Annotated in this window: 21 protein-coding genes and 1 pseudogene; 16 read left to right on the top strand and 6 right to left on the bottom strand. The window is 62.6% G+C overall.

Annotation, left to right across the window (positions count from 1 at the left end):
• Positions 1 to 22: 22 nt before the first annotated feature.
• From AC07V9_RS09000 to AC07V9_RS09020, 5 genes are all read left to right on the top strand, one after another.
• The gene (locus tag AC07V9_RS09000) at positions 23 to 940 is read left to right on the top strand and encodes an AAA family ATPase (protein WP_495015374.1); all 918 of its coding nucleotides are present in this window, start codon (positions 23 to 25) and stop codon (positions 938 to 940) included.
• Positions 940 to 1,893 carry a DUF58 domain-containing protein gene (locus AC07V9_RS09005; RefSeq protein WP_495015375.1) on the top strand — a complete coding sequence of 318 codons (954 nt, stop codon included), beginning with the start codon at positions 940 to 942 and terminating at the stop codon, positions 1,891 to 1,893. The genes AC07V9_RS09000 and AC07V9_RS09005 overlap by 1 nt, the downstream gene beginning before the upstream one ends.
• Positions 1,894 to 1,918: 25 nt before the next feature.
• Complete coding sequence (locus AC07V9_RS09010) at positions 1,919 to 3,922, top strand: transglutaminase TgpA family protein (RefSeq protein ID WP_495015376.1); 2,004 nt, start codon at positions 1,919 to 1,921, stop codon at positions 3,920 to 3,922.
• 16 nt (positions 3,923 to 3,938) lie between these two features.
• Entirely contained in the window at positions 3,939 to 4,718 is a 780-nt protein-coding gene (locus tag AC07V9_RS09015) for a CHAD domain-containing protein (RefSeq protein WP_495015377.1), read from the top strand.
• A gap of 102 nt (positions 4,719 to 4,820) precedes the next feature.
• Complete coding sequence (locus tag AC07V9_RS09020; protein WP_495015378.1) at positions 4,821 to 5,615, top strand: acyl-CoA thioesterase; 795 nt, start codon at positions 4,821 to 4,823, stop codon at positions 5,613 to 5,615.
• Positions 5,616 to 5,650: 35 nt separating this feature from the next.
• On the opposite strand, the gene AC07V9_RS09025 is transcribed toward AC07V9_RS09020, so the two are convergent.
• The 3 genes from AC07V9_RS09025 to AC07V9_RS09035 all read right to left on the bottom strand — a co-directional run bounded on the left by AC07V9_RS09025 (position 5,651) and on the right by AC07V9_RS09035 (position 8,464).
• A complete protein-coding gene (locus AC07V9_RS09025; protein WP_495015379.1) occupies positions 5,651 to 5,869 on the bottom strand; it encodes a hypothetical protein in 219 nt (72 codons plus the stop codon).
• 296 nt (positions 5,870 to 6,165) lie between these two features.
• Complete coding sequence (locus tag AC07V9_RS09030) at positions 6,166 to 7,485, bottom strand: methyl-accepting chemotaxis protein (protein ID WP_495015380.1); 1,320 nt, start codon at positions 7,483 to 7,485, stop codon at positions 6,166 to 6,168.
• A 169-nt stretch (positions 7,486 to 7,654) separates the two neighbouring features.
• Complete coding sequence (locus AC07V9_RS09035) at positions 7,655 to 8,464, bottom strand: TatD family hydrolase (RefSeq protein WP_495015381.1); 810 nt, start codon at positions 8,462 to 8,464, stop codon at positions 7,655 to 7,657.
• Positions 8,465 to 8,650: 186 nt separating this feature from the next.
• Between AC07V9_RS09035 and AC07V9_RS09040 the strand changes: the two genes are divergently transcribed.
• The gene (locus AC07V9_RS09040) at positions 8,651 to 10,126 is read left to right on the top strand and encodes an MltF family protein (RefSeq protein WP_495015382.1); all 1,476 of its coding nucleotides are present in this window, start codon (positions 8,651 to 8,653) and stop codon (positions 10,124 to 10,126) included.
• A 142-nt stretch (positions 10,127 to 10,268) separates the two neighbouring features.
• Here AC07V9_RS09040 and AC07V9_RS09045 read toward each other — a convergent pair whose 3' ends face one another.
• Entirely contained in the window at positions 10,269 to 11,150 is an 882-nt protein-coding gene (locus AC07V9_RS09045; RefSeq protein ID WP_495015383.1) for a helix-turn-helix domain-containing protein, read from the bottom strand.
• Positions 11,151 to 11,402: 252 nt separating this feature from the next.
• Here AC07V9_RS09045 and AC07V9_RS09050 point away from each other — a divergent pair, with 252 nt between their 5' ends.
• From AC07V9_RS09050 to AC07V9_RS09060, 3 genes are read left to right on the top strand one after another with little or no spacing between them, the layout of a single operon-like run.
• Positions 11,403 to 12,752, top strand: a complete 1,350-nt coding sequence (locus tag AC07V9_RS09050; protein ID WP_495015384.1) for a glutamine synthetase family protein — start codon at positions 11,403 to 11,405, stop codon at positions 12,750 to 12,752.
• Between the two features lie 49 nt (positions 12,753 to 12,801).
• Positions 12,802 to 13,896 (top strand): polyamine ABC transporter substrate-binding protein, encoded by a 1,095-nt coding sequence (locus tag AC07V9_RS09055; RefSeq protein ID WP_495015385.1) that lies wholly within the window; start codon positions 12,802 to 12,804, stop codon positions 13,894 to 13,896.
• A 9-nt stretch (positions 13,897 to 13,905) separates the two neighbouring features.
• Positions 13,906 to 15,201 carry an NAD(P)/FAD-dependent oxidoreductase gene (locus AC07V9_RS09060; RefSeq protein ID WP_495015386.1) on the top strand — a complete coding sequence of 432 codons (1,296 nt, stop codon included), beginning with the start codon at positions 13,906 to 13,908 and terminating at the stop codon, positions 15,199 to 15,201.
• Positions 15,202 to 15,420: 219 nt separating this feature from the next.
• On the opposite strand, the gene AC07V9_RS09065 is transcribed toward AC07V9_RS09060, so the two are convergent.
• Positions 15,421 to 15,645, bottom strand: a complete 225-nt coding sequence (locus AC07V9_RS09065; RefSeq protein ID WP_110947197.1) for a YgdI/YgdR family lipoprotein — start codon at positions 15,643 to 15,645, stop codon at positions 15,421 to 15,423.
• An 88-nt stretch (positions 15,646 to 15,733) separates the two neighbouring features.
• Positions 15,734 to 16,327, bottom strand: a complete 594-nt coding sequence (gene mobA, locus AC07V9_RS09070) for a molybdenum cofactor guanylyltransferase MobA (RefSeq protein ID WP_495015387.1) — start codon at positions 16,325 to 16,327, stop codon at positions 15,734 to 15,736.
• A gap of 78 nt (positions 16,328 to 16,405) precedes the next feature.
• Between mobA and moaB the strand changes: the two genes are divergently transcribed.
• From moaB to AC07V9_RS09105, 7 genes and pseudogenes are all read left to right on the top strand, one after another.
• Positions 16,406 to 16,945, top strand: a complete 540-nt coding sequence (moaB, locus tag AC07V9_RS09075; protein ID WP_495015388.1) for a molybdenum cofactor biosynthesis protein B — start codon at positions 16,406 to 16,408, stop codon at positions 16,943 to 16,945.
• Positions 16,946 to 16,951: 6 nt separating this feature from the next.
• Positions 16,952 to 18,166: a molybdopterin molybdotransferase MoeA gene (locus AC07V9_RS09080; protein ID WP_495015389.1), complete on the top strand. Its 1,215-nt coding sequence runs from the start codon at positions 16,952 to 16,954 to the stop codon at positions 18,164 to 18,166.
• Between the two features lie 421 nt (positions 18,167 to 18,587).
• Positions 18,588 to 20,132: an MFS transporter gene (locus AC07V9_RS09085; RefSeq protein WP_495015446.1), complete on the top strand. Its 1,545-nt coding sequence runs from the start codon at positions 18,588 to 18,590 to the stop codon at positions 20,130 to 20,132.
• Between the two features lie 25 nt (positions 20,133 to 20,157).
• Positions 20,158 to 21,210 (top strand): HlyD family secretion protein, encoded by a 1,053-nt coding sequence (locus AC07V9_RS09090; RefSeq protein ID WP_495015390.1) that lies wholly within the window; start codon positions 20,158 to 20,160, stop codon positions 21,208 to 21,210.
• The gene (locus AC07V9_RS09095; protein ID WP_495015391.1) at positions 21,207 to 22,634 is read left to right on the top strand and encodes an efflux transporter outer membrane subunit; all 1,428 of its coding nucleotides are present in this window, start codon (positions 21,207 to 21,209) and stop codon (positions 22,632 to 22,634) included. The genes AC07V9_RS09090 and AC07V9_RS09095 overlap by 4 nt, the downstream gene beginning before the upstream one ends.
• Positions 22,635 to 22,712: 78 nt before the next feature.
• Entirely contained in the window at positions 22,713 to 23,903 is a 1,191-nt protein-coding gene (locus AC07V9_RS09100; RefSeq protein ID WP_495015392.1) for a CaiB/BaiF CoA transferase family protein, read from the top strand.
• Between the two features lie 42 nt (positions 23,904 to 23,945).
• Positions 23,946 to 24,299 (top strand): annotated as a pseudogene (locus AC07V9_RS09105) (REP-associated tyrosine transposase); the annotation flags it as partial.
• Between the last annotated feature and the right edge of the window lie 358 nt (positions 24,300 to 24,657).

A 24,657-nucleotide genomic window follows, 5' to 3' on the forward strand; every position in this document is an offset into this window, starting at 1 on the left:
AGTCGCCTGGGGAGGCTTTCCGATGGGCAGAAAACTGGATGCGTGTCTGAACGCTATCAATGAAGTGGTGCTGGGCAAGGAGCCCCAGGTGCGTCTGGCCATGACCTGTCTGCTGGGCGGCGGTCATTTACTGATCGAGGATCTGCCCGGCATGGGCAAGACCACCTTGAGCCATACGCTGGCGCGCGTATTGGGGCTGAGCTTTCAGCGGATTCAATTCACCTCCGATCTGTTACCGGGAGATATTCTCGGCACGTCGATCTTCGACCGGGAAACAGGGCAATTCACCTTCCATCCCGGGCCGATCTTCGCCGAACTGGTGCTGGCCGATGAAATCAACCGCGCCACGCCGAAAAGCCAGAGTGCGCTGCTCGAAGCGATGGAGGAGGGCCAGGTGACCATCGAAGGTGCAACTCGCCTGTTACCGGATCCGTTCTTCGTCATAGCCACGCAAAACCCGTTCAGCCAGGGCGGCACCTTTGCCTTGCCCGAGTCGCAACTGGACCGCTTTCTGATGCGCCTGTCGTTGGGCTACCCGGCGCGTTCTGCGGAAAAAGCCTTGCTGCTGGGCGAGTCCCGGCGCGAGTTATTGCCGCGCATTGAGCCCATTCTCGACCACACTGAACTGGCGGCCCTGCAAGAAGAAGCGCGTCGGGTCAGGGCCAGCGATGCGTTGGTCGACTACGTGCTGCGCCTGGTCGATGCCACGCGCAGCCAGCCACAGTTCGCCTATGGCCTGTCGCCTCGGGCGAGCCTGGCGATTCTGTCGGCGGCGCGGGCCTGGGCGCTGCTGATCGGGCGCGATTACGTGATTCCTGAAGACGTTCAGGCGATCCTGCCTGCGGTGATCGGCCATCGTCTGCGTGAGCGGACCGATCCGACCGGACATGGCGGCGGGGCTTTGGTTCAATGGCTGCTGCGTGAGGTGCCGGTGCTTTGATGCCACAGTTCAAACCGGTCTGGCAGCGCTGGGTGGGGCGTCGTATCCCCCCGGCCTCGCGGATCGAGCTGGATCACCGCCGAATCTTCATTCTGCCGACCCGGGTCGGCGGCACTTACGCACTTGTGCTTTTCCTACTGCTGCTGGTTTCGATCAACTACCAAAACAGCCTCGCCTACGGCCTGACCTTCCTCATGCTTTCGGTGGGCATCCTTGCAATCCTGCACACTTACCGCAATTTCAGCGGCCTGATTCTCAGCGCCAGCAATGCCCGTTCAGTGTTCGTTGGCGAAGCGGTGCAACTGCGTTTGCGTCTGGAAAGCGCGTCGGGCGGGCACCAGGCCATCGCCCTGGGTTGGGACAGCGAGCAACTGGAGCAGACCGACGTTGAGGCGCAGCGTCAGGTCGAAGTCGCGATGACCCTGCCGGCCGCGCGCCGGGGCTGGCTGCGGGCGCCGCGCCTGCGAGTCGAAAGCGTGTTTCCGTTGGGTATCTTTCGTGCCTGGAGCTGGCTGGATCTGGAGCAGACCGTGCTGATCTACCCACGCCCCGTGCCCGGCAGCCTGCCGTTGCTGCAAGGGGTACAACCCCATGCCGAAGACGACGGCCAGGCCACCCAAGGCCAGGGCGTCGATGACTACCAGGGGTTGCGCCAATGGCAACCGGGCGACTCCATGCGTCGCATGCACTGGAAAGCCTGGTCTCGTGGTCAGGGCTTGATGGTCAAGGAGTTTACCGACCTCAGCGGCCATGACCTGTGCCTGGATTTCATGGCCCTGGGTGGCGACATCGAAGAGCGTCTGTCGCGCTTGTGCTATTGGGTGCTGGAGTTGTCCCAGCGTCAGCAACCGTTCGCTTTGCGCCTGCCGGGTTTTCTCTCGGCGGTGGACACTGGCGACGCTCATCGTGAGGCCTGCCTGCGGCAACTGGCGCTCTACGGCGTGCGGGCATGAACACGCTGGTGCGCAGGGTGTCGCCATGACCTCCGCCAACCTCGGCAAGCCCATTCCCAGGGTCAGCCTGAACTGGCTGCTGATCGCCCAGGCGCTGGTCATCGTGCCGTTTTCGCTGCACATCCCTGTGTCCTTGCTGGTGCTGTGGCTGGCGTGTTCGTTCTGGCGCATCCAGATCTTTCGCATGCGCGTGCGCATGCCGGGCACTTGGGTCAAGTCCGGGCTGCTGGTAGGCACAGCGGGGGGGATTTATCTGGCGCGGGGCAGCCTGGTGGGCCTTGATGCCGGGGCCGCATTGCTGATCGCGGCGTTCATCCTGAAAATGCTGGAAATGCAGACCCGGCGCGACGCTCTGGTGTTGATCTTTTTGGGCTTCTTTTGCGTGGCGGTCGGTTATCTGTTCGAAGACGGCCTGCTCTGGGGTTTGTTCACGTTACTGCCCATCGCCACCTTGCTGGCGGCGCTGATCGGCTTGCAGCAATCGACTCTGGCCAGCAAACCCGCTGGCACCCTGATGCTGGCGAGCAAGCTGCTGTTGCAGGCTGTGCCGCTGATGCTGCTGTTGTTCCTGTTCTTCCCGCGTCTGGACCCGCTGTGGTCGCTGCCGCAGCCGAGCAACAAGGCGTTGACCGGTTTGTCCGACAGCATGGCGCCGGGCGACATCGCCGAGTTGAGCAAGTCGGCGGCACTGGTGTTTCGCGCCAGTTTCGATGGCCCGATCCCGCCTCGCGACCAGCAGTACTGGCGCGCCCTGACCCTGGAGCAGTTCGATGGTCGTCGCTGGTCGCAGTCGTCCCGCGCACAGGTCCCGGATGCCCCCGACTGGCGCAAGGAGGGCGACAAACTCAGTTACAGCGTGGTGCTGGAGCCTACCGGCAAACCCTGGCTGATGACGTTGGACGTGGGCGTGCCGGATCTGCAAGGCGCGCGGCAGATGACCGACTTCCGCTGGCAGCGCAGGCGGCCCATCGATCAATCGATGCTTTACACCGTCAGCTCATGGCCGGATGCGGTGCGTGAAACCGCGCTCAGCGAGGGCGGGCGGATGCAGGATCTGCAGCTTCCCGCCAAGGGCAACCCCCAAGCGCGAGAGTGGGCGGCGGACCTGCATCGTCGTTATCCCAAGCCCGACGCGCTGGTCGACAATGTGCTGTCGTACTTCACCGAACAGCCGTTCCACTACACCTTGAAGCCCCCGACACTGGGTCCCAACAGCATCGACGACTTCCTCTTCGCCAGCCGCGCGGGGTTTTGCGCCCATTACGCCGGGGCGATGACCTTCGTTCTGCGCGCGGCAGGGATTCCGGCGCGGGTGGTGGCGGGTTATCAAGGCGGTGAGCTGAACCCGGACGGTCATTACATCAGCGTGCGTCAACTCGATGCCCACGCCTGGGTCGAATACTGGCAGGCGGGCGTGGGCTGGCGCAGTGTCGACCCGACCGCCGCCGTGGCCCCGGCCCGCATCGAGCAGGGGCTTGAGCAGGCGCTAGCGCCCGAAGAATTTCTTGCCGATTCGCCCATGTCGGCCCTGCGCTACCGACACCTGGCCTGGCTCAATGCCATCCGCCTGAGTTGGGATAACCTCAATTACGGCTGGCAGCGCTGGGTACTGGGCTATCAGGGTCAGCAGCAGTTGCAGGTGTTGGGGCGCTGGTTCTCGGGCTTCCAGGCGCCGGTCTTCGCAGGCGGTGCTGCGGCGATTCTGGCGCTGCTGGCGCTGTGGCTGTTCAAACCCTGGCGGCGCGAGAGCGACTCGCAGCTGCGCCTGTTTACGGCATTCGAACGATTGCTCGCCCGGCAGGGTCTCAGACGTCAGGCGGGCGAGGGTGCCCAAGCGTTTGCCCTGCGTGCGGCGCAGCGTTTTCCGGCCCATGCCGACGCGATCGAGGCGTTCGCCAAGGAGTTCGAAGCACAGCGTTACGCCGGTGCGTCCGGCTCGGTGGGGCATTTGCGCCGCCGTTTGAAATACCTGCGCCGGCGTTTGCCCTGGCGCCTGTCAGCGGCGAAGGACATCTCGCCTCACGAATGAATAAGGAGTGTGTTTCATGTCTGCCATGGTCGATCACCTGATCGCTGAGATCATCAGTCTCAACGTCAAGCTGCTGGCCTGTCATGCACGGCTGGCGGCCTCCACCGACAGCGAGGCGTTGCACGACCTGCGCACCACAGTGCGGCGTCTGCGCAGTGTGCTGCGGCCGTTGCGAGGGCTGCCGGGGATGGATCAGGTCGAAGAAGCCGCCAAAGGCGTGGGCGATCTGACCACGCCGCTGCGCGACATGCAGGTACTCGCCGCGTTTTTGAGCGAACAGGGCCAGAATCAGGCCGCCCTCAAGCGCACGAAATACCTGGACTCAGCGTGCCCCAAGGTGGCGACATCCGCGCAATTGAATCGCCTGCTGGGCGTGCTCGATCAGCTGCCTTCTTTTCTGCGGGCGCAACAGCGCCATGGCCTGTTGAAGAAGCTGCGCCAGCGCATCGAAAAGCGCATGGACAAACAATGGAAGCAGCTGCGCGAGGCCATGGCCGATCCCGCCCACGATCGCCATCGCTTGCGCCTGCTGATCAAGCGCGTGCGTTATGCCGCCGAGGCTTACCCGGAACTCAGCCATCAACCCAAGGGCCTGCAGAAACGCCTGAAATCGGCGCAAGGTGCGCTAGGCGACTGGCACGATCACCTGCAATGGCTGGCGCAGGCCGAGCAGCAGTCGGATTTGTCGCCGTGTGTGGTGGGATGGCAACTGGGGATTCTTCGCGCTGAGGAAAAATCCGACAAGGCGCTGGATCGGCTGTATCAAGCCTGCTTTGGCGAACCTGCGAGCCGTTGATCCCGATCAGGCCGCAGGATTGGCAGTTATGAGCGCTGTTCAGGGGGCAACGCCTCGCTAAGATCCGGACACGATGTTTTGCCGAGCCACATGGAGTGTCCGATGATCTTTTCCGAATTGCTCGATGCGGTGCGCGAAACCCCGCAGTCCGTTTCCATTCCCGCTTCCTGGGCTCAGGGCCGTTCCTGCTTTGGCGGCCTGATGGCCGCCCTGCTGTTTGAAGCCATGCGCGCGCAAGTCCCGGAGGATCGGCCAATCCGCTCGCTGGCCATCTGTTTTGTCGGGCCACCGGCGATCGATGTGCCGATCTCTTTTGAAGTTGAAATCCTGCGAGAAGGCAAGGCCGTCAGCCAGGTGCTCGGCCGCGCGGTGCAAAACGGCGAGACCGTGACGCTGGTTCAGGGCAGTTTCGGGGCGCCGCGGGTGTCGATGATCGCCGTCGCAGCAGACCCTGCACCTGAATTCAAGGCCGTCGATGAGGTGCCGGTGTTCCCGTTCATTGCCGGGGTGATGCCCGAATACCTGCGCCACATCGACATGCGCTGGGCCTTGGGCGGCTTGCCGTACAGCAACACGCCTTCGCCGGCCATAGGTGGCTACGCGCGGTTGCGCGATGCAAAAGAAGAGAAGCTGAGCGAGGCGCATCTGCTGGCGCTGGTCGACATCTGGCCACCTGCTGTGCTGCCGCACCTGAGCAAACCGGCGCCGGGGAGTTCGTTGACGTGGACGATCGAGTTCGTGCAGCCGTTACCAGAGATGACGACCCGCGACTGGACTCAATACCGCGCAGTCATCGAGCATGCTCGCGATGGCTATGGCCATGTCGCGGCTGGGCTGTGGAGCTCGAAAGGAGAGTTGGTCGCGATCAGCCGTCAGACGGTGACGGTGTTCGGGTGAGTAGATGGAAAGAAAGGGCCATCAGCACCGAGGCCTCACTGGCCTCGGGCCTTGATCGCCTGGGCTGCAATCAGCCCCAGAATGCCGATGCCGACAGAAGTGATGCTGGCATTCAGCGCGCCGTCTAGCAGCAACAGGCCTGAGACGATGGACAGTGGAAAAGCCAGCGACGAGAGCACCCGATTCGATGACAGGCCGGATTTGTGCGCACTGAAGAACTCTTCAAGGTGAAGGTTGGCGATGAACTTGGGCATGATGCGGACCTCGTAAAGCCTGAATAAGAACCGTTTTCGATGGTTCAGAATAGGCCTGCCGTTGCCCGACGGCGAATCGAGGATTGCTATCGGTGTCATAGCCAGCATGGGGGGAAACAATCGCTGCCTTAATAACGTTGATCTTCGCGACATCCCCCAGCTGTGCCGGCACTACACCTTTCAGGAGTGGCTACCGGACCTATGGGGCGAATTCATTCGCGAGGGGCCGGTGCATCCGACGTAGCCTCATCGCCTGATCGAATTTCGCGAATGAATTCGCTCCACAGGGACTCGACTCAGCCGCGCAACTTGAGCTGCCCGATGGCCGTGTTCAATTCCCCCGCCAAGGTTGCCAACTCATCACTGGTGCTCGCCGACTCAACGGTCTGGCGTACGGTACGTTCGGTCACATCGCGAATGCTCACCACCGCGCGGTTCATGTCTTCAGCCACCTGACTCTGTTGCTGCGCGGCGACGGCAATTTGCGTATTGCTTTCGCGCATTTGCGCCACGGCTTCTGTGATCGCGGCCAATGCGTCGCCGGCCTCGCGCGCATGCTGCACGCAGTCGTCGGCCTTGTAGGAACTTTCCTGCATGAAATCCACTGCGTCCCGGGTGCCGGCCTGAAGCGCCGAGACCATGGTGGTGATTTCGTCGGTGGAGGTCTGCACGCGTTTGGCCAGGTTACGCACTTCGTCGGCGACCACGGCAAAACCGCGGCCCATTTCTCCGGCGCGGGCGGCTTCGATGGCGGCGTTGAGGGCCAGCAGGTTGGTCTGCTCGGCGATGCTGTGAATCACGTTGACCACACCGTTGATCTTCTGGCTATCCTCGGCCAGACGCTGGATCATTCCGGCAGTCTGTTGCACGCCGCTGGACAGCCCGGCAATCGAGGTCTGCACCCTATCCACCACGTCCTTGCCGCTGCCTGCCAGCGCGTCGGCGTTCTGCGATTGATCGCGGGTGGCGCTGGCGTGCTGGGCAATGTGGTAGACCGTGGCCGTCATTTCGTTGATCGCAGTGGCCACCTGATCGGTTTCGCTTTGCTGGCCAAGCATGCCTTCGCGTACATCGCTCATGCCCTTGGCCAGATGCACCGCGCCCTGATCCAGCCGCGCCGCCGATTGCGCGACCGTGCCGACAATGCGCTGATACCCGGCCTGCATGGCGTTGAACGCCTTGGCCATCTGCCCGACTTCATCGTCCCCGGCCAGCGGAACGCGGGCGGACAGATCGCCGCTGCTTTCCACGTGCAGCATCACGTCCTTGAGGGTGTTGAGGTGAGTGAGCAGAAAACGAATCAGCAACTGTGAGGCGCTGAGCATGGCCAGCATCAGCACCAATACTGCAAAGGCGTAGTGGGTGATGTGCTCGGTCAGCACGTCGTTGAACGAGGGAGCGGCGGGAAGAGGCGTGAGCGTCGGCAGCGGTTGCCCGCCTGGCCATGCCGCCAGCAGTTGCGCCTGTGCCCGAGCGGCAAGGCCTGCGTCTTGCGCGCGGCTCTGTTGCTCCAGATTCAGGGCATAGAGCACCAGCAACAGGGTGGTCATGAAGGCGACGGCATTGACCGCCCAGAATTTGTATTTCAGCGAGATGTTGCTGAACCAGCGGCCCATGAGGAAGCTCTTCTGTGATTGCACGTGATAAGGCAAGGTGCCATTAGTTTCTCAACGGCACGTGACACAAGCGTTGATCTGGATCAACTCATGGAGGGCACACAACCGCCTTTGCGGCAGTACCGCCGGTTGGCGTTCTCGAAATCCCTGCCGTCCGATAGCCGTGGTGCTACAGATCAGGTGTCGGCAACCCGAAGAACGCCCGCGCGCACGCGGTGGTATGCGCGGCGACGTCGTCCAGGGTTTCGCCCCGATGCAACGCCACTTCCCGCAATACCTCAGGCAAGTAAGCCGGCTCGTTGCGACCGTTCTTCGGTTTGGGACGAAGACTGCGCGGCAACAGATATGGCGCGTCGCTTTCCAGCATCAGGCGCCCTCGGGGGATTTCGCGCACCAGCGGATGCAAATGAGTGCCGCGGCGTTCGTCGCAGATCCAGCCGGTGATGCCGATGTGCAGGTCCATGTCCAGGTAGCTGAACAACGCGCGTTTTTCGCCGGTAAAGCAGTGCACCACGGCGCCAGGCAAGTGATCGCGGTACTCGCGCAGGATCGCCAGCAGCCGCTCGTCTGCTTCGCGCTCGTGGAGAAACACCGGCATCTTCAGCGCCACCGCCAATGCCAGATGCGCTTCGAGCACCTTTTCCTGCTGCGGGCGAGGGGAAAAGTCACGATTGAAATCCAGGCCGCATTCGCCCACCGCACACACCGAATTTTCTTTGAGCAGGGCATGCAACTCTTTCTCGGTGTCCAGTGTCCAAGCGCTCGCCGAATGGGGGTGTACCCCGGCGGTGCTGAACAGTCGCTGGCCACTTTCGTCCAGTTGGCGGCACAGCTGCAATGCCTGTTCGCTGCCTTGAACGTCGGTGCCGGTGAGGATCAATTGAGCCACGCCCGCGGCATGGGCGCGGTCGAGAACGTCGCGTTCCTTACCGGCGAAACTGGAATTCGTAAGATTGACGCCGATGTCGATAAGTTGCATGGTTCACCCCAGGCTTAAGGCCGAGAAGAATACCAGAGCGATTGAAGCGATATAAAAAACAAGCAGGTTCAACTGCTTGGAATGATTAGATCCCTGTGATGTTGCCAGCCATGGCGCACGCCAATGGCGAACGCAACTGCCCGACACAGACTTCAAGCCTTTTTTGGCTTTATTCCCGGAGCGTCAATGACCCGAGCCTCGCTGATCTCGCTGTGCCTGCTGCTCGCCGCCATTCCTGTATCGGCCCATGCCACCACGGCATCGATCCATGCATCGAATCAGGGCTCGACCCACGACAAACCGCGTCCTGCCGGGCCGCCGGTGGTGATCAAGAAATCCCAGGTGCGCGACCTCTCGGCCATCCGCAGCAGTAAAGTGCTGCGCGTACTGGTCAACCAGAGCCGCAACAGTTCCGGTGAAGTGCAGGGCGAGCCCATTGGCGTTGAGTACCGCCGCCTGCAAGCCTTCGAAAAATACCTCAATGGCCACGCCCGTGATGGCCAGAAAGTCGCCCTGAAACTGATCCCCAAAGCCAAGGACCAACTGCTCGCCGCCCTGCAACGCGGCGAAGGCGATCTGGTCGCGCCCGGCGAGCTGCTGGACGCCAGTGCCGCCCACTACGTCGATGCCACTGAGCCTGTGGTCAGTCATGTGCCGCTGGTGATTGTCGGCATGAGTGGCGAGCGCAGCCTCAAGCACGCTGAGCAGCTGTCCGGTCGCACGCTGATGCTGACCAGTGGCAGCGCCGCCGATCAGGCCATCGTGCAACTCAATCAGAAGCTGGCGTTGCGCAAATTGCCACCGGTGAAGATCGAATGGGTCGATCCGAGCCTGGCGGTCGAGGACGTGCTGGAAATGGTTCAGGCCGGGATTTATCACCTGACCGTCGTCGAGCAACCCATTGCCGAGCGCTGGGCGCGGGTCATGCCCAAACTGCGGGTCGATCGTTCCCTGGCCTTGAGCGATCCCGGTGACATGAACTGGTACGTGCGCAAGGACGCCGTGATGCTGCACGCCACCGTCGACCGCTTCCTGGAAACTTACGAGCCCCCGGCCAATCAGGACGTGGCGTTCCAGAAGGCCTACAAAGACCTCTATCGCGTTCATTACCCGCTGGCCCGGGAAGACCGCCAGCGCCTGGAAAAACTGCGCCCGACCCTGCAACGCCACGCCGACGCGCAGAAAATGGACTGGCTGGACCTCGCGGCTCTGGCCTTCAAGGAGTCGCAACTCAACCCCGGCGCCAAGGGCGGCAGCGGTGCCACCGGGCTGCTGCAGATCACCCCATCGGCTGCACAGCGGGTCGGCGTGGACAACATCCGCGACGTCGACGGTAATGTTCAGGCGGCCAGCAAATACCTGGCGATGATCCGCCGCAAGTTCTTCGCCAGCCCGAAAATCAACGAGCGCGAGCGCATGGCCTTCACCCTTGCGGCCTACAACCTGGGCCCGGAGCGCGTGCAGGCCATGCGCACCCAGGCCAAACGCCAGGGCCTGAACCCCAACCAGTGGTTCTTCCAGGTCGAGCGCGTGGCGATGGAGCAGGTGGGCATGAATGTCGTCACCTATGTGAACAGCGTGAACAAGTATTACCTGGCCTATGATCAAGAACGTAGCGCTCTGGAAAGCCCGTCTTCGCGAAAAATAGCCTTGCGAGACTAATCGAGCAATTCGAGGCTACAAATTCGGCCTGGCCCTGCTGGGTGGGGCGTTCACGGTAGTGTTCGAAGGCGCCGAGCGCATCTCAAAGATAAGCAATCGGGGAGCAGCTTCACCCTGAGTGTGAAAATGGCGCTCGTCATCTTCAAGTTTTGCGGGCCAGGGTCTGGCTCGGGTATTCGAGGAACAGCGCGCGGTAGGTCTCGGAAAATCGCCCCAGGTGCCAGAACGAGTAGCGCATGGCGACCTCGGCCACATTGGTTTCGCGGCTTCTGGCCTGCAACAGGTCCTGTCGCGCCAGGTTGAGCCTGCGGGTGCGCAGCCAGGCGGTCGGTGCCATGCCGACGCATTCGTTGAAGGCCCTGCGCAATTGTTGGAAGGACGTCCCGGCGGTCTGCGCCAGTTGCACGACGCTGAAATTCTCGGTAGGGCTGGCACTGACCTGTTCGAACACTCGCTGCACGATCTTGCGTTGCTCGCGGATGCGCAGGCTGCGTTCGGTCATTGGCACCGCATCGGATTGCTCCAGCACGTAGAGGCAATCTTCGATCAGTTGCTCGCCCAGATGGCTGGATTGCGGAGCGTCGGCGTGTTGCGCCATGCGGGTCAACATCGCGCTCAGCCAGCCGCTGAACACGTCGCCGTGGCGGGATTTGAGCGGGGTCAGCAGCAGGTCTTCAAAGGTGCGATGCAGGTGTAGCGTGCCTAGAGCGTCCTGACGAATCACGACGGCGATCTCGCGATAGTTTTCCGGGGTGATCCACAGATTCTGGGTCGTGGCGTCGAGCAGATAAAGCGCGCGGTCGGCCATGTCGAAACTGAACACCAGGGCGTCGCAGGGCGCCTTGTAATACTGCTCGATGCGGGTGTTCATGTGCTCCTCATAGACCTGCACGCCGCCCAGTTCGGCCTCCACCAGGCGCCCCTTGAACTGCCCCGAAGACATTTGCGCGTAATGCAGGCTCCAGCCCGCGTTGGAGATGCCTTGCTGATCGGCGGTGGCAGTTTCGAATACCTTGACCGGCATACATGACCTGCTCAAGCAGTGTTGTTGTGAGTGGTCAGCACCCTAACAGCCTGCTTTGTCGGCTGGCAACCATCGGCGGTCGTAGGAAACCGGCACTGCTGCAGCGCACCAAAAAAGAGCGTTAGCAACGTTCGAAAGTGGATAGACCCGACCCCGAACGATCTACCAGCATAGCGACCAACCCAGCGCCGGGGCCGAGGTCCCGCCGCGCAACGTTTCGTCGCAACTGGCAGAGGCCCCATGGACAGCAGCGTGAAAGACCCACTCGCCGAGTGGTTGAAGAGCTACGGCATCACTGAAGTCGAATGCGTGGTCAGCGACCTGACGGGCATCGCCCGGGGCAAGATCCTGCCGACCAACAAGTTCCTCAACGAGCACGGCATGCGCCTGCCGGAGAGTGTGTTGCTGCAAACCGTGACCGGCGATTACGTCGACGACGACATCTATTACAGCCTGCTCGACCCGGCCGACATCGACATGACCTGCCGTCCCGATCCGCAAGCCGTCTACGTACTGCCTTGGGCGATCGAGCCCACTGCGATGGTGATCCACGACACCTTCGACCGTTACGGCAACCCCATCGAACTGTCCCCGCGCAACATCCTGAAAAAGGTCCTGGAGCTGTACGCCGCCCAAGGCTGGCGCCCGGTGGTGGCGCCTGAGATGGAGTTCTACCTGACCCAACGCTGCGAAGACCCGGACCTGCCGCTGCAAGTGCCGACCGGGCGTTCAGGCCGGCCTGAAAGCGGGCGCCAGTCGTTTTCCATCGAGGCGGCCAACGAGTTTGACCCGTTGTTCGAAGACGTCTACGACTGGTGCGAAGCCCAGGGTCTGGACCTGGACACGCTGATCCACGAGGACGGCCCAGCGCAGATGGAAATCAACTTCCGCCATGGCGATGCACTGAATCTGGCCGACCAGATCACCGTGTTCAAACGCACCATGCGCGAGGCCGCGCTCAAACACAACGTTGCGGCGACCTTCATGGCCAAGCCGATCACCGATGAGCCGGGCAGCGCCATGCACCTGCATCAGAGCGTGGTCGACATCAAGACCGGCCTGAGCGTGTTCAGCACGGCCGAAGGCGAAGCGACGCCGCTGTTCTTGCATCACATCGGCGGCCTGCAGCGCTACATCCCGGAAGTGCTGCCGCTGTTCGCGCCCAACGCCAACTCGTTCCGGCGCTTTTTGCCGGACACCTCGGCGCCGGTCAATGTCGAATGGGGCGAGGAAAACCGTACCGTCGGGCTGCGGGTGCCGGCCTCCAACGCCCAGGCCCGTCGCGTCGAAAACCGCCTGCCGGGCGCTGATGCCAACCCCTATCTGGCCATTGCCGCGAGCCTGCTGTGCGGCTACATGGGCATGATCGAAGGCTGCGACCCGAGCGCCCCGGTGCAGGGCCGCGGTTACGAGCGACGCAGTCTGCGCCTGCCGCTGACCATCGAAGATGCGCTGGAGCGCATGCAAGCCAGTGCCGCGCTGCGTCGGGTGCTGGGAGACAAGTTCGTGCAGGGCTACGTCGCGGTGAAACGCGCCGAACATGAAAACTACAAACGCGTCATCAGTTCGTGGGAGCGCCAGTTCCTGATGATGAGCGTGTGAGCGCAGCCATCCTTTTCCATTGACCTGTTTCGTTGACGTTGGGGGCACCATGAAGTCGATCGTTTCCACGCTGTTTCTGCCGGCCATTCTGGCCGTCGCTGTGACTGGGGCACACGCCGAAGACCGCACCGTGAAGATTTACAACTGGTCCGACTACATAGGCCCGACCACCCTGGCGGATTTTCAGAAGGCCACCGGCATTCAGCCGACCTACGACGTGTTCGACTCCAACGAAACCCTGGAGGGCAAGATGCTCACCGGCCGTTCGGGGTATGACGTGGTGGTGCCGTCGAACCACTTCCTCGGTCGTCAGATCAAGGCCGGCGCATTCCAGAAGCTCGACAAGAGCCAGCTGCCGAACCTGAAAAACCTCGACCCGCAACTGGTGAAACAGCTGCAAGCCAACGACCCTGGCAACCTGTACGCCGTGCCGTATCTGTGGGGCACCAACGGCATCGGCTACAACGTCGACAAGGTCAAGGCCGCGCTGGGCGTGGACACCATCGATTCCTGGGCAGTGCTGTTCGAGCCCGAGAACATGAAGAAACTGCAGAAGTGCGGGGTGTCCTACATGGATTCACCGGACGAAGTGTTCCCCGCCGTACTCAATTACATGGGCCTGTCGCCGCGCAGCGAAGTGGCCACGGATTACGAGGCAGCGACCGCGAAACTCAAAGCCGTGCGTCCTTACATCACCTATTTTCATTCATCCAAATGGGTGTCTGATCTCGCAAACGGCGACATCTGCGTTGCATTTGGATATTCCGGCGACGTGCTCCAGGCCAAGGCCCGCGCCACCGAAGCCAAGAATGGCGTGAACATCGCCTACTCGATTCCCAAGGAAGGCGCCAACGTCTGGTTCGACATGCTGGCCATCCCCAAAGACGCCGAGCACCCCCGTGAAGCGCTGGCCTTCATCAATTACCTGCTCGACCCGCAAGTGATCGCCAAGGTCAGCGAAACCGTTGGCTACGCCAACCCGAACCCGGCGTCCAACACGCTGATGGGCGATGAAATCACCCAGAACCCGTCGATCTATCCATCGGCTGAGGTGATGAGCCGCTTCTACATTTCCTCCGAATTGCCGCCCGCGACCCTGCGCCTGATGACGCGCAAGTGGACCGATATCAAATCCAGCCGCTAAGGAAGCCCCATGCCTGTTGCACTGCCGTACACCTCGTCCTACTACGCCGCCTCGGTGAGGCCTGAACCTCAAAGGCCGTCACTGGACAGCGCCATCAGCGCTGACGTCTGTGTCATCGGTGGCGGCTTTACGGGTGTGAACACGGCGCTGGAACTGGCCGAGCGGGGCCTGTCGGTGGTGTTACTGGAGGCCCAGCGCATCGGCTGGGGCGCCAGCGGGCGCAACGGCGGGCAACTGATCCGCGGCCTCGGGCATGACGTCAGCGGGGTTGAGCGCTGGGTCGGCAAAGAGGGTGTGGATTATCTGCAACAGGCGGGCACCGAGTCGGTGGACATCGTGCGTCAGCGTGTGCGGAGCAACAGCATCGACTGCGACCTGCGCTGGGGCTACTGCGATCTGGCCAACACGGCGTCGCACTGGAAGGGCTTGCAGGAAGAGTTGCAGGCCCTGACCGCCCAGGGCTATCCCCATCCGCTGCGGCTGGTGGAAAAGGACGCGCTGCATGAGGTGGTGAATTCCAAGGTGTATGCGGGCGGGCTGATCGACATGGGTTCGGGGCACTTGCACCCGCTCAAATTGATCCTCGCCGAAGCCCGTTTGGCGCAAGCCAAAGGGGCGATCATTTACGAGGCCAGCCCGGCGCGGCGCATCGTCCATGGCGCGAAGGTGCAGGTGTTCACCGACCACGGTCAGGTCTCGGCCAGTCATGTGGTGCTGGCCTGTGATGCGTTTTTGAACAAGTTGGAGCCGACGCTGACGGGCAAGCTGCTGCCGGCCGGAAGTTATGTCATCGCCACCGAGCCATTGGGGGCGGAGCGGGCGAGGGCGTTGATTGCGCAGAACATGGCGCTGTGTGATCAGCGGGTCGCGCTCGATTATTACCGGCTTACGGCGGACAACCGGTTGCTGTTTGGTGGCGCCTGTCACTACTCGGGGCGGGACCCGAAGAACATCGCCGATTACATGCGACCGAAGATGGAGCGGGTGTTCCCGCAGCTCAAGGGGGTGGGCATTGAGTTTCAGTGGGGTGGGATGATCGGGATCAGCGCCAATCGTTTTCCGCAGATCGGTGCTGTGCCCAAGGCGCCGAATGTGTATTACGCCCAGGGGTATTCGGGGCATGGGTTGAACGTGACGCACTTTGCGGCGCGGATTCTGGCCCAGGCGATTGCGGAACGGGATGGACGGGCGGTTGAGCTGTTTGCGCGGGTGCCGCATCGCACGTTCCCGGGAGGTGAGCTGTTGCGCTCGCCGCTGCTGGCGTTGGGGATGATGTGGTATCGGCTGAAGGAGTGGGTGGGTTGAACGCAGATTTTGTGTGTAACCGGGATTTTTCGTGGCAAAGGCGGGGTATCTCACACACCACCTGTAGCTGACACACCGCATTCGCGGCCGTCGTAACCTCCGACTGCTCCTACAGGGGATTGGGGCACAGCCAGGATGGTTGATTGGATGTCTATCCAAGCCAAAAAAGACCCACCTGAAAAGGCGGGTCTTTTTGACAGCTTCAGCATCAGTCGTTGATTACAGCTCTTTAACGGTACGGACCTGATCCTTGTTGATGCGCGTCTCTTTACCATCCAGCTGTTTGAACTCATAGAAGCCCGACTCTTCATCGTACTTCGGCGCATCTGTGGCCTGGATTTCACGGCCGTCGTTCAGGGTGATCACAGTGGGCGAAGAGCAACCGGCAAGGGTGGCAAGGCCAAGTGCGAGCAGAAGGGCTGCGGGAATAGTCCGTTGTTTCATTACTGTGTCTCCGAGGGTAATTCTTTGTGTAGTGATGTTTCTGACGCAGCGATTATCTGCAAAGTTCCATGAAACCTGATCTGGCGCCTTACGGCTTGATACCGGTCAACAGATCCGGCGTATTCAGGTTCGCCAGTCGCGGGTCGTTCGCTTCGCAGTGCAACGCTACAGCGCCAAGCTCGGCCATGGTCCGGCGTGGACTGCGCTGACCTTGCTGCCAGTGTTGTTCGAACACCTGGGCATGGGCGGTGGGAATGCAGCACAAAAGCGGCTCCCATTGTTCGCCCTGACGCACCATCACCGGTTTGCCGGGATGCTCGGCGGCGGTGTGTCGCAGGCCATTGAGAAGTGCCTGATCAAGCAGCGGCGAGTCGCACGGCATCACCAACAGAAACTCATGCCGAGCCACGGCGAGGCCTGCGCGAATGCCGGCATAGGGGCCGGGGAAACCGCGCTCGTCATCCTCCACCAGCCGGTCGGCAAACGCCGCGTACAGCGCCCGATTACGGTTACAGGAGATGATCAGGTCGTCCGTCAGAGGCCGCGTCAGGCGTTGCAGATGCTGAATCAGCGGCTCGCCGCGCCATTCGATCAGGCCCTTGTCGCGGCCGCCCATGCGCTGGCCCTGACCACCGGCCAGCAGCAGAATCGAGCAGGGGGGCAGGGTATCGGCAGCAGTCATGGGGCACTCGTTCAGCACAGAAAAAAGGGGCCTTGTGATATAACACCGGTCTGTTTTCCCTACAACTGGACCTAGCCGATGAAAGCCAAGGCTGACACCCCATTCGTGCCGCTGAACATTGCCGTTCTCACCGTCAGCGACACCCGTACCTTTGACAATGACACCTCCGGGCAGATGTTCGTCGACCGCCTGACCGCTGCCGGCCATGGCTTGATCGAACGGGTGCTGCTCAAGGACGACCTCTACAAGATCCGCGCTCAGGTCGCCACCTGGATTGCCGACGATGAAGTTCAGGTTGTCCTGATCACCGGTGGCACCGGGTTCACCGGACGCGACAGCACGCCAGAAGCCGTGGCTTGCCTGCTGGACAAGCAGGTCGACGGTTTCGGCGAGCTGTTCCGGCAGATCTCCGTACCGGACATCGGTAGCTCCACCATTCAGTCCCGCGCGCTGGCGGGCCTGGCCAATGGCACGCTGGTCTGCTGCCTGCCAGGCTCGACCAACGCGGTGCGCACCGGTTGGGATGGCATCCTCGCCGATCAGCTGAACAACAGCTTTCGCCCCTGCAACTTCGTGCCGCACCTGAAAAAGGCCGAGCCGTGCGCGACCCGTGGGTGATCTGCCATGAGCAAGCCTGAACTGCCCGGCCTGATTCCTGTGGAAGAGGCCATGGCGCGGCTGATGAGCCTGGCCGACGCGGCGCCAATTCGTGAGCGCGAAACCGTGGCGCTGACCGATGCTCAAGGCCGCATCCTTGCCGATGACCTGATCTCCACCCTGGACCTGCCGCCATGGCCCAACAGCGCCATGGACGGCTACGCCCTGCGCGCTGCTGACTGGACCGGTGAGCCCTTGCCGGTCAGTCAGCGGATCTTCGCAGGCATGGCGCCGGAGCCGTTGCAGCCCGGCACCTGTGCGCGAATCTTCACCGGTGCCCCTGTGCCGGAAGGCGCCGATTGCGTGGAGATGCAGGAAAACGCCGAAGTGCAGGCCGATGAGCGCGTGCGCTTTCTTGAAGCCCTGAGCATCGACCAGAACATTCGCCCCAAAGGCCAGGAAACCACCGTCGGCGACAAAGTGCTGGACGCTGGTACCGTGATGACGCCGATCGAACTGGGTCTGGCCGCAACACTGGGACTGGGACAGTTGCAGGTGGTGCGTCGGGCGCGGGTGGCGGTGCTGTCCACGGGCGACGAGTTGATCGAGCCGGGCCAGCCGTTGGGGCCGGGGCAGATTTACAACAGCAACCGCGTGCTGCTGTGCAGTTGGCTCAAGCGTCTGGGCTGCGACGTCGTGGATGCCGGGATTCTGCCAGACGACCTGGAAAAAACCCGTGCGGCCTTGGGCGCGCTGGGCGATGTCGACCTCATCCTCTCGACCGGGGGCGTGTCGGTGGGCGAGGCGGATTTCCTCGGCCATGCCCTGCGCGAAGAGGGCGAGATTTCTCTGTGGAAACTGGCGATCAAACCGGGCAAGCCGCTGACCTTCGGGCATTTTCGTGGCGTGCCGGTGATCGGCCTGCCGGGCAATCCGGCGTCTACTCTCGTGACCTTTGCTTTGTTGGCCCGGCCTTATCTGCTGCGTCGATTGGGCGTGGCCGAGGTCAAGCCGCTGTCGTTCAAGGTGCCGGCCGGGTTCGTCTGGACCAAACCGGGCAATCGTCGCGAATACCTGCGCGGTCGTCTGGAGCAAGGGCGGCTGATCGCCTATCGCAATCAGAGCTCGGGCGTACTGCGCAGCGCAGCGTGGGCGGACGGGCTGATCGAGGTCATTGAAGGCACCACCGTGGCCGAAGGTGACCTGCTGAATTTCATTCCTTTAAGTGAAGTCATGGGCTGACCAGCGGGTGGATTCAACGAGCGGATCCTGACCTAACGCTCAAATGCGAGTCATGACAAATGGGCATCGAGTATTTGCCCCCAAGTATTGTTATGCAGCCTTTGCGTGTGGCCGTCTTCGTCTACCTCAGTCAGGACGCCTGCCCACCGCCTTGCGCGAGGAGTTTCGCCGTTACTTCGGTATCGGCCTATTTCGGGCAGGGGCATGTACAAGCGCTTCTGGGACAGTGAGAACGCCTGATCTTGCTGATATAGCCAAGCGTGATAGTGCGCGTGGCGTCACGGGTCGAATGTTGATACGTGCGTCTGGCGCACTCATACACTGCCCAAATGTCAATTTTTCTCAACGCGCGGGCTTTTTAAACTACCGGAAATGATCCTTGTTTCCGGAGCCGATTGCCCATGTCCCGCCATATTCCGGCCTGCAAACTGGAAGCTCAGCAGTGACCGCCGCCGCTCCGCTGCCTGTGATCAAAGCTGCAGCGCCGGCGCCGTTTGGTCTGCAAATCATCCTGGGTCTGGTGGGCGTGCTGCTGGCTGTGCTGGTGGCCGGGATAAACGAAGGCGTGACCCGCATCGCCCTGGCTGACATCCGAGGAGCGATGTTCATCGGCTATGACGAAGCGACGTGGGTCACCTCGATGTATTCCGCCACCTCGCTGACCGCCACGGCGTTCGCGCCCTGGTTTGCGGTGACGCTGTCGTTGCGCCGTTTCACGCTGGGTGCCATCGCGGCATTCGTGGTGCTGGCATTGCTCTGCCCGCTGGCACCGGACTACCCGAGCTTCCTGGTGCTGCGCATGCTGCAGGGGCTGGCGGCGGGCTGCCTGCCGCCGATGCTGATGACCGTGGCCCTGCGATTCCTGCCGCCGAACATCAAGCTCTATGGCTTGGCGGGCTACGCGCTCACGGCCACTTTCGCACCCAGCCTGGGCACACCGCTGGCGGCGTTGTGGACCGAATACTTCAACTGGCAGTGGACCTTCTGGCAGGTCATCACGCCCTGTTTGGTGGCGATGATCGCCATCGCCCACGGCATTCCTCAGGACCCGCTACGCCTTGAGCGCTTCAAGACCTTCAACTGGCGCGGCGTGCTGCTGGGCGCTCCGGCGATCTGCATGTTGGTGACCGGGCTGTTGCAGGGCAATCGGCTGGACTGGTTCGAGTCCAGCCTGATCACCGGGTTGCTTGTGGGCGGGGCCCTGCTGCTGGTGCTGTTCATGGTCAATGAATGGTTCACGCCGGTGCCGTTCTTCAAGTTGCAGATGCTGTCTAACCTGAACTTGTCCCACGCGCTGATCACCCTTGGCGGCGTGCTGGTGGTGCTGACTGCCACTGGCTCCATTCCTTCGGCGTATCTGGCGCAGGTGCACGGTTACCGGCCGTTGCAGACGGCGCCGATGATGCTGATGGTGGCCCTCCCGCAACTGCTGGCGCTGCCACTGGTGGCGGCCCTGTGCAACATCCGCGCGGTGGATTGCCGCTGTGTGCTGAGCGCAGGCCTGGGTTTGCTGTCGTTGTATTGCTTCGCCGCGACGCAGATGAGCCCGGAGTGGATTCGCGACAATTTCTACAACCTGCAACTGCTGCAGGTGATCGGCCAGCCCATGGCGGTGATGCCGCTGCTGATGCAGGCCACCGGTGGCATCGCGCCGCCGGACGGTCCGTTTGCTTCGGCCTGGTTCAACACCGTGCGCGGCTTCGCCGCCGTGGTCGCCACCGGTGTGCTCGATGCCCTGACCACCTCGCGCCAACACTTTCATTCCAATGTGCTGGTGGACCGCCTGGGCAACACGCCTGAACTGGCGGGCCAGGATTCGGCAGCCTCGCTGGCCCATCGCATCCACGAGCAGGTCGTGACCCTGACCAGCATCGACCTCTATTACTGCATGGGCTGGGTAGCCGCCGCGATGATTCTGCTGATTCCGCTGATGCCGAGCCGCGTGTACCCGCCGCGCGCCGCCTGATTTCGCACCATTCGAGACTTCCTTCATGAACATGACTTCGAAACAAACCCTGGCCCTGTGTGGCGTCGTGATCGCAGTGGCCGCCGTCGGCATCTACGGGTTCACCGGCAGCAACGGCCGGCAGAACACCAACGATGCCTACATCGCCGTCGACTACTCCAACGTTGCGCCGAAGGTGGCGGGCTTCATCAGCCAGGTGCTGGTGGAGGACAACCAGCAGGTCAAGGCCGGGCAGTTGCTCGCGGTGATCGACGACCGGGATTTGCAGACCGCGCTGGCCGCGTCCGAAGCGCAAGTCCTCGCCGCCAAAGCCCAGTACGAACAGGCCAGCGCCGTGCTGCAACGGCAGACGTCGGTGATCGCCCAGACCGAAGCGACGCTGGCCGCGAGCAAGGCGCAAGTCACCTTTGCCGAACAGGAGCAGGCCCGTTACGAGCACCTGGCGGGCATGGGCGCAGGCACCGTGCAGAACGCCCAGCAGGCACGTAACCGCATCGACACCGCCCGCGCCCGACAGAACAGCGCGACGGCCTCGCTGGCGGCGGACCGCAAGCAGGTCGATATCCTGGTGGCCCAGCAACACGCCGCTGAAGCCGGTTTGAAGCGCGCCCAGGCGGCTCATGATCAGGCGCAGCTGCAGCTGTCGTACACGCGCATCAAAGCGCCGGTGGAGGGCATGGTCGGTGAACGCAGCGTGCGCCTCGGCAACTACGTGACGCCCGGCGCGCACCTGCTGTCGGTGGTGCCGCTGGATCAGGTCTACGTGGTCGGCAATTTCCAGGAAACCCAACTCACCCACGTCGCGCCGGGGCAGGCCGTTGAGGTGCGGGTGGATACCTTCTCCGGTGAAACCCTCAAGGGCCGGGTGCAGAGCATTGCTCCGGCGACCGGCGTGACCTTCGCCGCGATCAAACCGGACAACGCCACCGGCAACTTCACCAAGGTGGTGCAGCGCCTGCCAGTGAAGATCGTCCTCGACCCCCAGCAGCCGCTGCTGAGCCGCTTGCGGGTGGGGATGTCGGTGGACGCGAGCATTGACACCCGGTCCAGCCCTGAGCAAGAGGTCAGCGCGCGATGAAGGCTGCGATGACGTTGCAGGGCCTGACGCTGTCAGCGCTGGTGCTGGCCTTGTCGGCCTGCCAGGTTGGCCATGACTTTCAGGCGCCCAAGGCCACGGCTCAGGTGGACTGGCTGCCGACCCAGGGCGAGCAGGGCGCCAGCCAGCCTCAGGCGACGCCGATCAAGGAGCGCTGGTGGGAGGTGTTCAACGACCCGCTGCTGTCATCGCTGATCGATCGCGCGACCAGCGCCAACCTGGACCTGAAAATCGCCACCACGCACCTGGAACAAAGCCGTTCGGCGCGTGAGGTGGTGGCAGGGGATCGGTTGCCGTCGGTGTCGGCGGGCATGGGCTATCAGCGTGCGCGCAACAGTGGCGAGGGCCTGAGCGACCCGTCGGGTAACAACGGCAAGTCGGCCTTCAACGTGTGGGATGGCGGGCTGGATGCGTTCTGGGAAATCGATCTGTGGGGCCGGGTCAAACGCGAGGTCGAGGCGGCCGATGCCACGGTGGCGGTTGCCGATAACGATCGTCGCGGCGTGTTGTTGTCGTTGCAGGCGGAAACTGCGCGCGATTACCTGCAACTGCGTGGCGTGCAGGAGACCCTGGCCGTGACCCGCGAAAACCTTGAGGTTTCGCGCAACAGCCTGGAACTGTCGAAGGTGCGCCTGGCCAGCGGCGTCGCCACTCATCTGGATGTGGCCGAAGCCTCGGCCCAGGTCGCTACCGTCGAAGCGCGGCTGCCGTTGCTGGAACAGCGTCAGGCGCAGCTGATCAATGCCCTGAGCCTGTTACTGGCGCAGCAGCCGCGCACCTTGCAAGCGGAACTCTCCGCGCTCATCCAAAGTGCCCCATTGCCTGCGGCCATCGCGGTGGGCCTGCCTTCTGAACTCGCCCAGCGACGCCCCGATATTCGTCAGGCCGAAGCGCGCCTGCACGTGGCAGCGGCCAGTGTCGGGGTGGCCGAGGGCGACTTTTATCCGCGCATCATGCTGTCCGGCAACGTCGGTTTTCAGTCCCTGCAACTGGCCGATTTCGGCAGCTGGGGTTCGCGCACCTTTGGCATCGGCCCGCAGTTGAGCCTGCCGATTTTCGAGGGCGGGCGGCTGCGCGGAATGCTGCACCTGCGTGAGGCCCAGGAGCAGGAAGCAGCGCTCAATTATCAGAAAACCGTACTGCGCGCCTGGCAGGAAATCGACGACAGCATGAGCCTGTACAACGCCAGTCAGTTGCAGCAACGCAAGCTGGAAGATGCCGTGCAGCAGAACCAGATCGCTCTGAGCACCGCCAGGGAGCAGTACAAGGCGGGTGCGGTGGATTTCGTCAACGTGCTGACCGTGCAGCGCGCGTTGCTGGCCAGCCAAGAGCAATTCGTCGACAGCTCGACCGCGCAGACCCTGGCGTTGGTGGGGTTGTATAAATCTCTGGGGGGCGGTTGGTAAGGGGGCGCGAATCGAGGCTGGATTTGTGCTCGAGATAGTCGACAATGGCCCCACTGTTCAAACAAGAAAGGGCACCTCATGCAAAAGCCACTGCAAGGGATTCGGGTCATCGAGCTCGGGCAGCTGATCGCCGGGCCGTTCGCCGCCAAGATCCTCGGTGAATTCGGCGCCGATGTGATCAAGATCGAGCCGCCGGGCACCGGTGATCCACTGCGCAAATGGCGCCTGCTGCACGAAGGCACGTCGGTGTGGTGGGCGGTGTCGTCGCGCAACAAACGCTCGGTGACCCTCGATCTGCGCGAGCCTGAAGGCCAGGACGTAGTGCGCAAACTCATCGCCGAAGCCAACGTGCTGGTCGAGAATTTTCGCCCCGGCACGCTGGAAGGTTGGGGCCTGGGCTGGAAAGAGCTGCGTGCCCTGAACCCGAAACTGGTGATGCTGCGGGTGTCCGGGTATGGCCAGACCGGGCCGTATCGCGATCGCCCGGGGTTCGGTGTGGTGGGTGAGGCCATGGGCGGTTTGCGGCACCTGTCTGGCGAGCCTGAGCGCACGCCGGTTCGCGTTGGCGTCTCGATCGGTGATTCGCTGTCGGCGCTGCATGGCGTCATCGGCGTGCTGCTGGCCCTGCGTCATCGTGACCAGAACGGCGGCCAAGGGCAGGAGATCGACGTTGCGCTGTACGAGTCGGTGTTCAACATGATGGAAAGCCTGATCCCCGAATATTCCGTGTTCGGCGCCGTGCGTCAGCCTGCGGGCAGCAGCCTGCCGGGCATTGCGCCGTCCAACGCCTACCGCTGCCGTGATGGCCGTTATGCGTTGATCGCAGGTAATGGCGACAGCATCTATCAGCGTCTGATGGCCCTGATCGAACGCCCCGATCTGGCCAACGACCCGGCCCTGGCGCACAACGACGGACGAGTGAAGCAGGTCGAGCTGATCGACGCGGCGATCAGCGCCTGGGCCGCGAGCCTGGACCTGGACGACGTGCTGAGCAAGCTGACCGCCGCGCGTATCCCGGCCGGCAAGATCTACGACGCCGCCGACATCGCCAGCGACCCCCACTACCAGGCGCGGGACATGCTCCTCGCCAGCCAGCTCGACGACGGCACGCCCGTCACCTTGCCCGGCATCGTCCCCAAACTCGGCGCCACCCCCGGAGGCGTCAGCCGCCCGGCACCGACATTGGGGCAGCACACCGACGAAGTCCTGGCCGAGTTGGGGATTGATGCCCAGCAGCGCGCGCAGTGGCGGGCGCGTGGGTTGATCTGACGGATGTGACGGTTTTCTTCAGGCGCGTCTCATTGAAATATCGACTGGCGGATCGGGCGTCTGGTGGTCGATGAATTCAGACTCGCCGAACAGGAAGGCGCCGCGAATACGCTGGCCTGGGTGGTCATGCCTGATCATTTTCATTGGCTCATCGAATTGCATGACAGCTCGCTACCGAGGCTCATGCGTCGAGCGAAGTCACGCAGCGCCCATCGCATCAACCGGGCGTTGGGGCGGCAATGTCAGGTCTGGCAGAAGGGTTATCACGACCGAGCGTTGCGGGCTGAGGAGGACATCAAACACGTCGCCCGGTATATCGTCGCCAATCCGTTGCGGGCAGGGTTGGTGGAGAGAGTGGGCGATTATCCGTTATGGGATGCGGTGTGGTTGTCGTGAAGGATCGTGAGACGTCGAGTGTCGCCGCTCAGGCAGGCAAGCAATCCCGTGAGCCGCTTTTGATTCTGCCCGAAGGGCGTAGGAGCCTGACTTGTCGGCGATCGGCTGCGCAGCAGTCGTCAACCCTGTCGATGCGGTGTGTCTGGCACACCGGGGTGTCTGGGTTTGCTGCCGCTGCGCGCCAGATCGTCGGCAAGCCGGACTCCTACGCCTTCGGCAGAAGCGGCCGGCGTTGGTTGTCCATCCGCGTCGGGCAGAAGCGGGACAGTGTTGATTGCCCAGCCGTGTCCGGCAGAAGCGGGCCGGCGTTGATTGTTCAGCCGTATCTCGCAGAAGCGGGGCCATGGTTGATACGCCA

The sequence above is a fragment of the Pseudomonas sp. GW821-FHT02A11 genome (genome assembly GCF_059421985.1).